11 protein-coding genes are annotated in these 13463 nt (G+C 48.7%); 1 reads left to right on the top strand and 10 read right to left on the bottom strand.

Annotation, left to right across the window (positions count from 1 at the left end):
- Positions 1 to 132 precede the first annotated feature (132 nt).
- The 5 genes from LKD71_RS01235 to LKD71_RS01215 form a co-directional block, all read right to left on the bottom strand.
- The gene (locus LKD71_RS01235) at positions 133 to 3168 is read right to left on the bottom strand and encodes a glycoside hydrolase family 2 TIM barrel-domain containing protein (protein ID WP_227614042.1); all 3036 of its coding nucleotides are present in this window, start codon (positions 3166 to 3168) and stop codon (positions 133 to 135) included.
- 72 nt (positions 3169 to 3240) lie between these two features.
- Positions 3241 to 4047, bottom strand: a complete 807-nt coding sequence (locus LKD71_RS01230) for a carbohydrate ABC transporter permease (protein WP_227614041.1) — start codon at positions 4045 to 4047, stop codon at positions 3241 to 3243.
- Positions 4044 to 4925 (bottom strand): carbohydrate ABC transporter permease, encoded by an 882-nt coding sequence (locus LKD71_RS01225; protein WP_227614040.1) that lies wholly within the window; start codon positions 4923 to 4925, stop codon positions 4044 to 4046. Before LKD71_RS01225 ends, LKD71_RS01230 begins: the two co-directional genes overlap by 4 nt.
- 116 nt (positions 4926 to 5041) lie before the next feature.
- Positions 5042 to 6328, bottom strand: coding sequence for an ABC transporter substrate-binding protein (locus tag LKD71_RS01220; RefSeq protein ID WP_227614039.1), 1287 nt, complete (start codon positions 6326 to 6328; stop codon positions 5042 to 5044).
- Between the two features lie 319 nt (positions 6329 to 6647).
- Complete coding sequence (locus LKD71_RS01215; RefSeq protein ID WP_227614038.1) at positions 6648 to 7580, bottom strand: helix-turn-helix domain-containing protein; 933 nt, start codon at positions 7578 to 7580, stop codon at positions 6648 to 6650.
- Between the two features lie 167 nt (positions 7581 to 7747).
- Here LKD71_RS01215 and LKD71_RS01210 point away from each other — a divergent pair, with 167 nt between their 5' ends.
- Complete coding sequence (locus LKD71_RS01210; protein WP_227614037.1) at positions 7748 to 8221, top strand: precorrin-2 dehydrogenase/sirohydrochlorin ferrochelatase family protein; 474 nt, start codon at positions 7748 to 7750, stop codon at positions 8219 to 8221.
- A 46-nt stretch (positions 8222 to 8267) separates the two neighbouring features.
- On the opposite strand, the gene xerD is transcribed toward LKD71_RS01210, so the two are convergent.
- The 5 genes from xerD to recA form a co-directional block, all read right to left on the bottom strand.
- The gene (gene xerD / locus LKD71_RS01205; protein WP_178047083.1) at positions 8268 to 9152 is read right to left on the bottom strand and encodes a site-specific tyrosine recombinase XerD; all 885 of its coding nucleotides are present in this window, start codon (positions 9150 to 9152) and stop codon (positions 8268 to 8270) included.
- 152 nt (positions 9153 to 9304) lie between these two features.
- Positions 9305 to 9874, bottom strand: coding sequence for a hypothetical protein (locus LKD71_RS01200; RefSeq protein ID WP_178047084.1), 570 nt, complete (start codon positions 9872 to 9874; stop codon positions 9305 to 9307).
- Between the two features lie 101 nt (positions 9875 to 9975).
- Positions 9976 to 11532, bottom strand: a complete 1557-nt coding sequence (gene rny, locus LKD71_RS01195) for a ribonuclease Y (RefSeq protein ID WP_227614036.1) — start codon at positions 11530 to 11532, stop codon at positions 9976 to 9978.
- A gap of 72 nt (positions 11533 to 11604) precedes the next feature.
- Positions 11605 to 12228, bottom strand: coding sequence for a regulatory protein RecX (locus LKD71_RS01190; protein ID WP_227614035.1), 624 nt, complete (start codon positions 12226 to 12228; stop codon positions 11605 to 11607).
- On the bottom strand, positions 12225 to 13331 hold the full coding sequence (recA, locus tag LKD71_RS01185) for a recombinase RecA (RefSeq protein ID WP_227614034.1): 1107 nt from the start codon (positions 13329 to 13331) through the stop codon (positions 12225 to 12227). The genes LKD71_RS01190 and recA overlap by 4 nt, the downstream gene beginning before the upstream one ends.
- Positions 13332 to 13463 lie beyond the last annotated feature (132 nt).

Below are 13463 nucleotides of genomic sequence, written 5' to 3'. Positions count from 1 at the left end.
TGTATCATTTCTAATAACTATACGTCTTTTTATACATTCCTGCAAGGATTTTTTTGCTTTTGAGAAAAAACTGCCCCACTAAAAAAGCAGGACCGGGAGTTCTGTTCTTCCCGGTCCTGCTGCCTATTCTGTTCAGATCCCTTTGAATGTGAAGGTAAATGTCATCTTCTCGCTCGTATCCAGAAGGTATTCCGGATGGGTCTTTGCTCCCCAGCTGTCATCACCGCCGATGCCCATCTGCTGTTTGGACACTCTCACAACCGTGTAGTGTACCTCGGGCAGTTCATAGGGATGCATGGCATTTTCCACCTCATGGGGGGTATACGGCAGAGCAGAAAATTCCATTCCATCTCCGGTAAATTCCATACCTCTGCCTCTTCGGTCGGTGACGGTAGCCCAGCGCACGCCTACCTTGTTTCCGCACTCCTGCGGAACCAGGTATTTCGCCATATTGTCAGCCACCAGATTCTTGTAAACGCCGAGTTTCGCTCCGCGCATACGGTCCACATAGGTCTCAGACGGTCCCATTCCGTACCAGGCCACATGATCGTAATCGGCATTGAACTTAAACATCACGCCAAACTCCGGCATATCGCCCAGTTCCTTCACCGGATCGTAGGAAAGGGTGGTCTGGATGCTTCCATCGCCGAAGACACGGTAGGTCAGCTCGCACTCTGCCGCCGGCGTTGTGGGCATTACATAGGTGAAGGTGATCTCCGCCCAGTCCTCGGTCACTTCGATCTTCGGAGCCTTTCCTCCCGGATAATGACCTCCGGTAGGATATTTGTGGGAGAGATAAAGGGATGCGATCTTCCACTGTGCATACCGCATGGGCATCAGGTTTCCGCAGTCGTTATCGGTAGGCGCTCTCCAGAAGTTGGGCTTCGGAATCATCTCGATCATCTCCACGCCGCCGTAACGGTAGGAAACTAGGCCGCCGTTGAGATAAGAGAACAACACGTCGAAATTCTCGCCCTTCACGCCAAAATCATGAAGAGACCGAACCACACGGAATTTCGGCTGCTTCTTCGGCTCCTCTTTGGCTTCCGCTGTGTAAACTGCCTGACCGAAGGCAACCTCATGGCCTCTCTCCGCCCAGATCGTATCCTCTTTGAGACGGAAAGAAACGGTGATCACATACTCTCCCGGAAGGGTCTGCTCTTTCACCGGAAGCTCGTAGGTTTCCTCGGAAAGGGGAGCCACATGGGCTTCCAGGGCTTTCTTCTCCAGAAGTTTTCCCTCTTTTTCTACCGTTACAACGCAGTCGAAGGAATCGGTATTCACAAAAAGATTCTTATTGATGACGCGAACGTTCTTTTTGTCCACGACAGCAGAAATATTCTGGTAATTGAACTTCACTTCCTGCATCTTCGGAGACTCATCCCGCTCACCGCCGTAAACAATACCGTTTCCGCTGAAGTTATAGTCCGTGGGACGCTCGCCGAAATCACCGCCGTAAGCCTGAAACTCTTTTCCGTACCGGTCTTTCTTATAGATGGACTGGTCGATGTAGTCCCAGATGAAACCGCCCTGATAGGAGGGTTCCGTATCTGTCAGATCTGTATATTTATGCATGCCGCCGCAGGAATTTCCCATAGCATGGGTGTACTCACAGCAGATGAAAGGCTTGCTTCTGTCATTTTCCAGGAATTTCTTGATATCTTCCGCGGAGGTGTACATCTGGCTTTCCATATCGCTGGTATCGTTGAAACGGCGGTCATTGAAGACGCCCTCATAATGAACCAGACGGGTCGGATCCAGTTTCCGGAAGAGTTCAGACATCTTATAGATGACCTCTCCGCCGAAGGATTCGTTTCCGCAGGACCAGATCAGGATAGCCGGATGGTTCTTATCCCGCTGATAAGTGGAATTGATGCGGTCCATAAGCAGGCCTTCCCATTCCGGTTTGTTGTCCGGAACCACGCCGGTGTAGTCTTTGCTTTCTCCCACGGTGTCCCAGCTTCCATGGGTTTCCATATTGTTCTCAGCAATCATATAGATACCAAACTCATCGCAGAGCTCGTAAATTCCCACAGCATCCGGGTAATGGCAGGTACGGATCGCATTGATGTTGTTCCGTTTCATCGTGGTCAGGTCTTTGATAAGTTCCTCTCTGGAAACATTCCGTCCGGTCCTGGAGCTGAATTCATGACGGTTCACGCCCTTGAAGACAATTCGTTTTCCATTCAGAGTCATAATGGAATCCTTCATCTCGAAACGGCGGAAGCCAACTCTCTGAGGAATCACTTCCGTGATCTTTCCTTCTGTATCCATAACCTCGATAAGCAGGTCGTAAAGATGGGGTTCCTCTGCGCTCCAGAGCAGCGGATTTTCCATCTTCATCACATAGGCTTTTCCGCTCTCCAGCGCATCCTCAAGAGTTGCCTCCTCTTTTCCTTCTCTGGAAAGAGTGAAACGAACCTTTCCGGCAGCTGTGGCTTTCAGCTCCACGGTGAGATCTGCCTTCGTAAAGGTATCGTCCAGAAACGTACGGATCGTCAGATCCTCCACATGGACCTCCGGAATCGCATAGAGATAAACGTCACGGTAGATACCGGAGAACCGGAAGAAATCCTGATCCTCACACCAGCTTCCGCTGGTCCATTTGAAGACCTGGGCCGCCAGCTTGTTCTCTCCCTCTTTCAGATACGGAGTCAGTTCAAACTCGGACGGGGTGAAGCTGTCCTCGCTGTAACCCACGAATTTTCCGTTGAGCCAGAGGGCCAGGCCGCTCTCCGCTCCCTGGAATGAGACGAAGATTTTCTTTCCCTTCATGGAAGACGGTACTTCAAAATATTTTACATAGCTTGCCACCGGATTGAACTCCTCTGGAATCTCGCCGGGTTTTACCTCTTCTCTGCCCTCCCAGGGGTACTGGACGTTGGCATACTGCGGTTTATCATAGCCTTCCATCTGTATATGGGCCGGCACGCGAATGTCGCCCCAGACTTTACAGCAGTAGTCTTCCTTCTCAAAACCAGGAATCGTACTCCTGTAATTTTTCGCATAATGGAATTTCCAGAGGCCGTTCAGACTGTAACGGAGCTCCTCTTTTTCCTGCTCCATCGCCGCCAGAGAAGTGAAATAACGGTGATCGGAATGGGCAGCTACCCGATTCTCGCTGAAATAAGTCGGGTCTTTTACTTTTTCGTAGTGAAATTCACTCATTTGTTATAACCTCCTTATCATTACAAAAGAGGCGGATATCTTTTGCAATACCCGCCTTTTTTCTTTTTCTTTTTATTTGACTGCGCCTGTGATACCTTCCGCAAAGCTCTTCTGGAAGAAGAAGAAAATGATAACGGTCGGAATCGTACAGATCAGTACGCCGAGCATCAGCATACCATAATCAACCACATATCCGCTCAGCAGGTTGGCAACCAGCATAGGCATGGTAATGGAGCTGTTGGTCTGCAGAATAACCTTCGGCCACATATAGTTGTTCCATGCGTTCATGAAAGTGATGATCAGAGCTGCTGCGTATGTAGATTTCATAGTCGGAATGAACATACGGAAAAAGATTCCAATCTCACTCAGACCATCCAGCCGGGCCGCTTCTATGATATCATGTGGGAAAGACCTGGATGCCTGACGGAACATCATGATCATGAAGGGGGTCGAGATGGACGGAAGCATGAAAGCCGCCATCGTGTTGACCATCTTCAGCTTGGAAAACATCCGGAACAGCGGGATCATGATCGCTGCAAAAGGAACCATCATAGCTGTCAGCAGAATAGCAAATACTATATCTTTTCCTTTGTCATGATAGATTTCAAAACCGTAACCGGCCAGGGAGCAGACCAGCAGACAGATCAGTGTCAGCACGGTCGCATTCCGGAAGGAATTCCAGAGTGCACGGGAAAGATCCTGATTCGCGATCAGTGTCTTAAAATTCTCTACAAGATAAGTACCCGGAATCAGTTTTCCTCTGGATACATCCACGCTCTTGTTTGTAGCCGCACACGCCATGTAGTACAGCGGGAAAACGGAAAGCAACGAACAAATGGTCAGAAAAATATACATTGCCGCTTTTTTGCCTTTATTCATCGTTCATCACCTACTTTCATCTGGATCAGGGCCAGGACAGCCACCATTACAAGGATCACGATGGACATTGCTGCCGCATAACCGAAGTTCGGGCTCTGTACAAAGGATGTATTATAAATATAATGGGACATGGTCATCGTTGATTTACCAGGTCCGCCGTTGGTCAGGTTCAAAGACTCATCAAACAGCTGCAGGGTACCATTGGTAGAAGTAATGGTCGTCAAAAGGATCGTCGGTTTCAGCAGCGGGATCGTGATCTTGAAAAGGATCTGACGTGGAGAAGCGCCGTCAATTCTGGCTGCCTCATAGACGGAGTACTCGATGTTCTGAAGGCCTGACAGATAGAATACCATGTTATAGCCGGTCCATCTCCAGATCAGGGCAATGATAATTACCGCTCTTGCTGTCCACGCATTGGAAAACCACATGATCGGGGTTGCTCCGACAGCACGAAGAACTGTATTTACAAAACCGTCATTTGCAAACAGGGAACGGAAAATCATGGAGTAGGATACCAGAGAAGTCGCACAGGGAAGAAAAATACAGGTTCTCCAGAGTCCCTTGAAACGAAGATCTTTGTTATTCAGGATCGATGCCAGGATCAAAGCCAGTGTCAGCATGATCGGCACCTGAATGATCAGATAAAAGAATGTATTGAACAGTGTCCCTTTAAATGTCGGGTCTTTCAGGATTCGTGCGTAGTTTGAAAAACCGTTGAACTTCAGATTGACGCCCAGTCCGCTTTTCAGCGACAGGATAAACGCCTGGATCATCGGATAGAAGCTTGTCCAGCAGATCAGAACCACACCAATGGAGAGAAACGCCCAGCCTGTCAGGTTATGCCTTCTTTCCAATGTCATTTTTCTCTTTTTTTGCATGAAGCATACCTTCCCTTCTTTATATGGAAAAAGGTCTGCCTGCTGTTCTGCCTTGAACAACAGTCACAGACCTTTTCCATTTATCTTACCTTACTGTTTCTTTTTCAGCGGAAACATTAAGCACCCATGGTGAATTCCAGAGTTTCCTGTGCGGTCTGGAGTTCAGAATCCACATCTGCACCAGTCTGGGTAATGTTGGAAAGTGCGATACCTACCGCATCACGGGCGTCATAGTAGAATGCGCCGGTGGTGTTGGACGGAGTCTTGGTTGCGAAATCAACAATCTTAGTATAGATCGTATCGCCGCCGTAGAAGTCAACCGGTACGTTGTATGCGTCAGATTCTCCAGCCGGAGCCCAGGTTGCCAGAGCGCCCTTGGAAATGATGTCATCATAAAGCTCTGTGCTGCCTGCAAAGGTGGAATTCAGGAAATCAACAGCCAGGTCGGTCTTTGCGCAGTTGGAAGAGATTGCCCAGGAGGAACCACCGTTGTTGGAGTAGTTGGTAGCGCTATCTACATCATCCAGTCTCGGCATATTTGTGATTGCCCATTTACCGGACTGATCCTCTGCTGCCTGAATGGAAGCCAGGATCCAGCATCCGTTGAAGGTGCTTGCTACGGTGGAGCTGTTCAGAGAAGAAATATACTGATCCCAGTCGGTAACCTCTACCAGAGTACCATCTGCAACCATCTGTGCATAGATCTCAACACATTTTTTCAGAACCTCATTGTCAGCAATATTGCCTGTTCCGTCTTCGTTAAAGAGGGAAGCTCCACAGGACTGAAGCATCATCATGATCACATCCGGGGAACCTGCCTGAGCGGTCAGCATCGGAAGACCGGTCTTTTCAAGAACCACCTTTGCCTTTTCCATGTAATCAGACCAAGTAATGTCTGTAAAATCATCTACGGTATAACCAGCCTGCTCGATCAAATCTGTACGAACTGCATTCACAACTGCACCATTGTCAAACGGAACACCGTAATTTACGCCATCCAGTGTGGAATAAGCAACCTTTGCCTCAGAGAACTGAGAGAAATCGATTCCGGAATCGGTCAGATCGGTGAAAACGTCCGGGTAGAACGTTGCATATTTCTGGAAGGAGTTATCCTGCATCAGGAAGATGTCCGGAAGAGTACTCAGGTCACCTGCATTCACTGCTGTGGTGATCTTTGCCTCGATCGCATCGGATTTGATCTCTGTAACCTCTACTTTAAAGCCCTCATGGTCTTTTGCATAGATTTCTGCTGCTTTGTTGATTGCATAGATGTTAAAGTTCGGATCCCAAGTCCATACGGTCAGTGTGTTGTCATCCTCGCTTGCAGCCGCCGGAAGAACAGCCCCCATAGAAAGTACCATTGCGCCTGCCAGCATACATGCCATTGCCTTTTTCAGTTTCATACTACACATCCTCCTTTAATTTTTTGTACATTTTCACCAGTTCTCAACTTTTTTCGATTCAAAGTTATTGAACATTTTGTATAATTTTGAATCCTTCTTTCTGGTGAATATGTGACTATTTTACTCTATATCTTTTTTCTATGGGAAGCATTTTCGACCAAAAACAATTCATTTTTTATCTTTTTTTCATTTTTAATCCCTTTGTTTTAGATATTATGCATAATAAAAAGCCCTCCTGTTTTTCTTACAGGAGAGCTTTTTGCCCAAAGAAATGTCGAAAACGCAGGCTTTTTGCCATATTTTTTCCAGTAAAACTCTTTTAAAAGAGGATGCTGCGTTCTCTCCCCTTGCTTTTTCGCCAGACATGTGGCGAAGTGCCCAGAAAACGGGTAAAGTTTCTGTTAAATGTGGACATGGAAACAAAGCCGGTCTTCATGGCAATCTCCTCCAGGGATGAGGCTGTTCCGTTCATCAGGCGGCAGGCCTCCCGGATTCGTACTTTATTGACATATTCCATGGGAGTCAGCTGCATGTTTTTCAAGAAAAATCTGCGAAAATGCGTCTCGCTGAGGCCGCAGACCGCCGCCAGATCCCCCACCCGAAGCTGTTCTGCATAATGTTCCTCCACATAACGGAGCGCCGCTTCCACCTGGGTGATCTCTTCCTTCCAGATCTGTTTTCCGACGACTGGCAATTCCTCTCCGGGAAGCAGAGAATCCTCATCGTTCAGCCGGGCCGCTTCCATAAGGAAAGCCAGAAGATAGCCTTTTACGCTCTCCTGATAAAATTCGCTCTTCTCCTTCATCTCTCGGAAAATCTCCTGAACGAGATCACCGAGAGCCGGATTTTTTCCATGGGTCAGAAATCTTGCGCCACTGTTGATTCTCCTGCTGATCTCCTCTGCCAGGCGGCTTCGTCCCGGATAAAGATCCGTCAGAAAGCGCTCCACATCAATAAAAAGAAATTCCCAAGAATTGATCCCGCCCTGATCTCCAAAGGTCGAGTGAGGGCAGTTTTTCGGGATCATCGTAAAGGTCTGGGGAAAATAGGGATAATCTCCGTTCTCCAGCTTGATGACACCCTCCCCTTTATAACAGTAACCCACCTCCAGATGGTTATGGAAATGAAGGCTTTCTCCTTCCGAACCATATTTCCGGTTCCACTCTTCCCCGAAAAGAGCCAGCACATAGCTGTCTCTGGGGATCTCATAATATCGGAAAAAAATTTTATCTGTTCGTTTTTTTCTGGTCATATTCTCTCTCCCTGATTTGATATATCTTTTCCCAATCCTATCATACCAGTTCTTTCGTCATTTTTGAATCCTTTTTTTAATTTTTCTGTCCTTTTCTTCCATAATGTGATAAGATAAAAGAATCCGTCCGTACAGACGAGCACAGGCTCAAAGGAGGAATAACATTTATGACAGATGAAGCCAGACCCTATTTTCCCATGTTTGTGGACATTTCTCATAAAAAAGTCGTCGTCGTGGGCGCAGGCACCATCGCCAAACGCCGGATCCGCACACTGGTGGATTTCACCGAAAATCTGACCGTCATCGCTCCCGAAGTCAATCCGGAGCTTCTGGAACTCCAGTCTCAGGGAAAGATCCTGATCCTGAAAAAACAGTACCAGAGAGAGGACATCTACGATGCTGATCTGGTCATCGCCGCCACGAACGATCATCAGACCAACGAGGATATTTACAGCGTCTGCAAATGCATGGGAATCACCGTCAACGTCTGCAGCGATAAGAACAAATGCGATTTCTATTTTCCCGGCATTGTCCGGAAAGACAATCTCGTAGTAGGAATCACCGCCAGCGGAAACAACCACAAAGCGGCCCGGGAGACTTCCGACCGGATACGGGAGCTTTTAAACCAGCCAGAACAGTAAAAAAGACGAATCCACGGATTTTATCTCCGGCCGGATTCGTCTTTTTTCATCCTCTGGGATGGGCTTTCGCATATACATTTTTCACATGGTTCACGCTGAGATTCAAATAAGTCTGGGTCGTGGCGATATCCGCATGCCCCATCATCTCCTGGACTGCTTTCAGGTCTGCCCCGTTCTGCACCAGATGGGCCGCAAAAGAATGGCGGATCGTGTGCGGCGTGATATCCGTCTCAATGCCGGCCTTTGCCGCGTACTGCTTGATGAGCTTCCAGAAGCCCTGACGGCTCATGAGATTTCCCGAACAGTTCACAAAGAGAAGGTCGCTTATCGTCCCTTTTAAAAGTTCCTCCCGGGCATCCTTAAGATAGGTTTCGAGAGCCGCCTGGGCCTTGGGCCCGTAGGGAATCACGCGTTCCTTCTCTCCATCCCTGCAGATCACATAGGAGAGGCGCTGGTTCAGATCCGTCACCTTCAGGGTGATGAGCTCCGTCACCCGCATTCCCGTGGCATAGAGAAGCTCCAGCATGGCCTTGTCGCGGATTCCTTTCGCTGTCCCCGGGTCCGGCTGCTCCAGAAGGCTTTCAACCTCCTCCACAGAAAGGATCTCCGGAGCCTTCCGGTCGATATGAGGTGCACGGATCTGGCTAGTGGGATCGTTAAGCCTCCGGTTACTGTCACAAACATAATGAAAAAAAGACTTCATAGAAGCCACATTTCTGGAAACCGTGGCTGTGGAAAAACCTTCCCGTTCCAGAAAAAGAATATAGGAATTTAAAGAGGTGGCTGTCACATCCTCCGGTGTATGAACGCCCTTTGCATCCAGAAAAGCAGCCAGTCTTTTCAAATCTCTTTCATAAGAACTCATGGTACTTTTTGACGCATTTTTTACCTGCATCAGATAAGTCATGAATCCAGGAATCAGTCTCTCCATAAAATTTATGCCTCCGCTTCTTTCTCAGACGTTAATTATAGTCGATTTCTGTCAAAATTCCAATGGCAGTTTCTACAAAAATGGTTTTCTCCTTCGAACCACCAGATATCGTTTTTCTTAAGATTTTCTGAACTAAATCTTGCGTTTTTCTTTCAAATCAGATAAAAAAGAAGCCGGAGATTCCAGAGACTCACAAAGCTTTCCGTCAAAATACCCAAAAAGAAAAAAACCGTCCCGGTCATAAGCTTTCTCCCCGGAAAAGCCAGCCAGTTAGCAAAATTCCACTTCCAGTCCGCCAGACCCTGAAACATGACAAGAGCCCCGGCCACATAGAAAAGCCCCTGGGGAATCGTGAGAAGAAGCCCCACTCCGAGGCCGAAAAAGCCGAATTTCAGCACGGAAAGACTCACAACCACACCGAAGGCAAACCCAAGCCAGCCGCCCGCCAGGAGCATAACAGGCTCCGCCGCCCCCAGAAGAAGGATCCCCGGAAAAAGCGCCGCCCACTTCATCCGTTTCCCCAGAAAGGAACCGAAAAGCCGTCTTCCCTCCAGATTTTTGTATTTCAGCCGCCGCAGATAAAAATCGCTGATGAGGCCAGCCTTCTGAAGATAATACTCTCTCCCGCACCAGCTCACCAGAAGGGCTGCAAAAAAGCCCAGCAGAAAGGCAAGAGTGAAACGCAGTGTCAGCTTCTCCTCCGGGTAGCGCATCCTGTTCATAAACTCACCTTTTCAAAAAAGTCCTGTCTATCTCTATGCGCCGCCGGCTTTTTCCATGAAAAAAGGCAGCGGACTTTTCATCCACTGCCTTATAAAATCTTTTATTTTGCGTAATCTACCACGCGGGATTCACGAATAACACTGACCTTGATCTGTCCCGGATATTCCAGCTCAGCTTCGATCTGTTTGGAAATATCGCGGGCAAGCAATACCATATCGGCATCGCTGACCTGTTCGGGCACAACCATGATCCGAATCTCTCTACCTGCCTGAATAGCAAAAGATTTGTCTACTCCCTTGAAGGAGTTTGTAATATCCTCTAACTGTTTTAATCGATTGGTATAAGTCTCCAGAGTCTCTCTTCTGGCACCCGGACGGGCGGCAGAAATGGTATCTGCAGCCTGTACGATGCAGGCAATCAGAGATTCCGGTTCTACATCGCCGTGATGAGCTTCCACTGCGTTGATAACCACTCTGGACTCTTTATACTTCTTACAAAGATCAGCACCGATCTGAATATGGGAGCCTTCCATTTCATGGTCGATGGACTTACCGATATCATGCAGAAGACCTGCACGTTTCGCAAGACGAACATCTACGCCGATCTCTCCTGCCAGAAGACCTGACAGCTGAGCAACCTCAATGGAATGCTTCAGCGCGTTCTGACCATAACTGGTACGGAACTTCATGCGGCCCAGCAGACGAACAAGTTCCGGATGGATACCGTGTACTCCGACTTCGAGAGTAGCGGCTTCTCCTTCCTCGCGGATCATGTTCTCCACTTCTTTCTGGGCTTTCTCCACCATCTCCTCGATTCTGGCCGGATGAATACGTCCGTCCACAATGAGCTTCTCCAGAGCGATTCTTGCAACCTCTCTGCGGATGGGATCGAAGCTGGAAAGAATGACGGCTTCCGGTGTATCGTCGATAATGAGATCCACACCGGTCATGGTCTCAAGGGTACGGATATTTCTTCCCTCGCGACCGATGATACGACCTTTCATCTCATCATTGGGAAGCTGTACCACAGAGATTGTCGTCTCGGATACATGATCAGCCGCACATTTCTGAATGGCATTGACCACATATTCCTTTGCTTTCTTGCCTGCGTCTTCCTTTGCTCTGGCTTCCAGCTCTTTATAGAGCTTCGCCGTGTCATGCTTGACTTCGTCTTCAACAGTTTTTAAAAGATACTCTTTTGCTTGTTCGGAGGTCAGACCGGAGATTCGTTCCAGTTCCTGCACACGTTCTTCACTAAGCCGCTCAATCTCGCTGCTCTTCTTACGCAGTTCTTCTTCTTTGGCTGTTAAACCTGCTTCCCGCTTCTCGATGGCATCTGCTTTCTTGTCCACTGTTTCTTCTTTGGAAAGAACACGCTTCTCATACCTCTGAAGTTCGGATCTTCTCTCCCGGGTTTCTTTCTCGAGATCGTTTTTCGTCTTTAAAGACTCTTCCTTTACTTCGAGTAATGCTTCGCGCTTCTTTGTCTCGGCAGTTTTCAGAGCGTCATCTATTATTTTCCTAGCTCTCTCTTCCGCACTTCCGATCTTGGCTTCCACCGTCTTCTTGTGATTGGAAATGGAGACAAAGTAGGTAATAGGAACAGCTACCACAAGAGTGATGAGCACAGCTATAACCGCTATTACTGCACCTGGCACAGGAGCACCTCCTTATTAAATTTTCATTGTACAAATACAACACATAAATTGTATACTGTTTTGTGCAAATTGTCAAGAGTATTCATTCTGCATTTCACTGCCGCTTTGAAGGACTTTTCGCACGCCTGAGGAGGAAAATCCCTTCCGCATCAGGAAGGCGTAAAGCTTCTGTTTTTCGGCCGGAGTGCAATCTGAGGGGTCTGTTTTTTTCTTCTTCACCCACTTGCGGATGAGTTCCTCCTCGTCCGGTCCCTCCTGGTTTTCAAGGGCTTCCTGGATCACATCCCGGGGAACCCCTCGCTGGGTCAGCTTCTGCTTTAACTGCAGCGTGCTCAGACTCTCCCCGTGGGTCCTGATATAGCTCTCCGCATAGCGGACATCGTCGAGATAGTGGAGATTCTCAAGCCAGAGAATGACCCGATCGATGAGTTCCTCGGGATAGAAATTCTGCTTCAGCTTCGTCCGAAGCTGGTATTCCGTCCGATCCATACTCTTTAAAAGATAAAGACAGCGCATGCGGATGCGTTTCCAGAGAATCTCATCCATGATCTCACGGTAGACCGCCTCCGGAAGCTCCTGGTCTTTCTCTATATGACAGCCGGACAGCTCACCTCTGTAAAGCACAAAGGCGGGCTGTCCGTCCAGATAGACCTTTCGTTTTCCGCTTCCGCAGTTCTCGATTTCGGTCACAATCATTCTTCTGTCTCTCCGTCAAAGAAGTTCTCCGGAGCTTCCTCGCTGCTTTCCTCCGCCGGGGCTGCCCCCGGAATCTCCACTACATCGCCCTGGAGGCCATAATGCTCGCGGACAGCAGTCTCGATTTCTGCCATCACATCGGGATGCTCTTTCAAGTAAAGCTTGGCGTTCTCACGGCCCTGACCGATCTTGGCATCGTTGTAAGCATACCAGGCACCGCTCTTATTGACAATCCCTAAGTTTGCCGCCAGATCCAGGATATCACCCTCCCGGGAGATTCCCTTACCGAACATGATATCGAACTCTGCTTCTTTGAAGGGCGGAGCAATCTTATTCTTCACCACACGGACACGGGTACGGTTTCCGACTACCTCGCCTCCCTGCTTCAGGGACTCGATCCGGCGTACATCCAGACGGATGGAGGAATAGAATTTCAGTGCTCGGCCGCCGGTGGTGGTCTCCGGATTTCCGAACATCACGCCCACCTTCTCACGAAGCTGGTTGATGAAAATCACCGTACAGTTGGACTTGCTGATGATACCGGTCAGCTTTCTCAAAGCCTGAGACATCAGTCTCGCCTGAAGACCCACATGGCTGTCTCCCATATCGCCCTCGATCTCTGCCTTCGGCACCAGAGCCGCTACAGAGTCCACGATGATGATATCCACAGCGCCGGAACGGACCATGGTCTCTGCAATCTCGAGGCCCTGCTCACCGTTGTCCGGCTGAGAGATATAGAGGTTGTCAATATCAACACCGATGTTCTTCGCATAGACGGGATCCAGTGCATGCTCCGCGTCGATGAAGCCTGCGATACCGCCTCTCTTCTGAACTTCTGCTACCATATGAAGAGCTACGGTAGTCTTACCACTGGACTCCGGTCCGTAGATCTCGATCACACGGCCTTTGGGGATACCGCCCAGTCCCAATGCAATATCAAGGCTTAAGGAACCCGTCGGAACGGTCTCCACGTTCATGCTGGCTCCGTCACCCAGCTTCATCACTGCGCCCTTACCGTAATCCTTCTCCAGTTTCACGATGGCGGCTTCCAGTGCTTTTAACTTCTCTTCTCTGTTTAATGCTTTCTCATCCTGTTGTGCCATTTTCTTCTCCTTTACAGATCTATCTCACGCGAACGTTTGTCTATAGCAATTCTGCAAACATTCGAAATCCGCTGATTTACTGCGTAAATCGCTGCTGTCTACGCTCCGCTTCGGTCGGTGCAAAACGAACAT

Origin of the sequence: Fusicatenibacter faecihominis, assembly GCF_020686945.1 — a bacterium.
In the GTDB taxonomy this organism is placed as follows: Bacteria; Bacillota; Clostridia; order Lachnospirales; family Lachnospiraceae; genus Limivivens; species Limivivens faecihominis.
Note: the sequence above shows the minus strand (reverse complement) of the source record. Positions and strands in the feature narration are given on the sequence as shown.

Coding starts and splice junctions, on each gene's coding strand:
- LKD71_RS01225 (WP_227614040.1), bottom strand. CDS start 4,925: ATGCAAAAAAAGAGAAAAATGACATTGGAAAGAAGGCATAACCTGACA.
- LKD71_RS01220 (WP_227614039.1), bottom strand. CDS start 6,328: ATGAAACTGAAAAAGGCAATGGCATGTATGCTGGCAGGCGCAATGGTA.
- LKD71_RS01200 (WP_178047084.1), bottom strand. CDS start 9,874: ATGAACAGGATGCGCTACCCGGAGGAGAAGCTGACACTGCGTTTCACT.
- LKD71_RS01230 (WP_227614041.1), bottom strand. CDS start 4,047: ATGAATAAAGGCAAAAAAGCGGCAATGTATATTTTTCTGACCATTTGT.
- LKD71_RS01190 (WP_227614035.1), bottom strand. CDS start 12,228: ATGATTGTGACCGAAATCGAGAACTGCGGAAGCGGAAAACGAAAGGTC.
- LKD71_RS01235 (WP_227614042.1), bottom strand. CDS start 3,168: ATGAGTGAATTTCACTACGAAAAAGTAAAAGACCCGACTTATTTCAGC.
- xerD (WP_178047083.1), bottom strand. CDS start 9,152: ATGGAGAGACTGATTCCTGGATTCATGACTTATCTGATGCAGGTAAAA.
- LKD71_RS01210 (WP_227614037.1), top strand. CDS start 7,748: ATGACAGATGAAGCCAGACCCTATTTTCCCATGTTTGTGGACATTTCT.
- LKD71_RS01215 (WP_227614038.1), bottom strand. CDS start 7,580: ATGACCAGAAAAAAACGAACAGATAAAATTTTTTTCCGATATTATGAG.
- recA (WP_227614034.1), bottom strand. CDS start 13,331: ATGGCACAACAGGATGAGAAAGCATTAAACAGAGAAGAGAAGTTAAAA.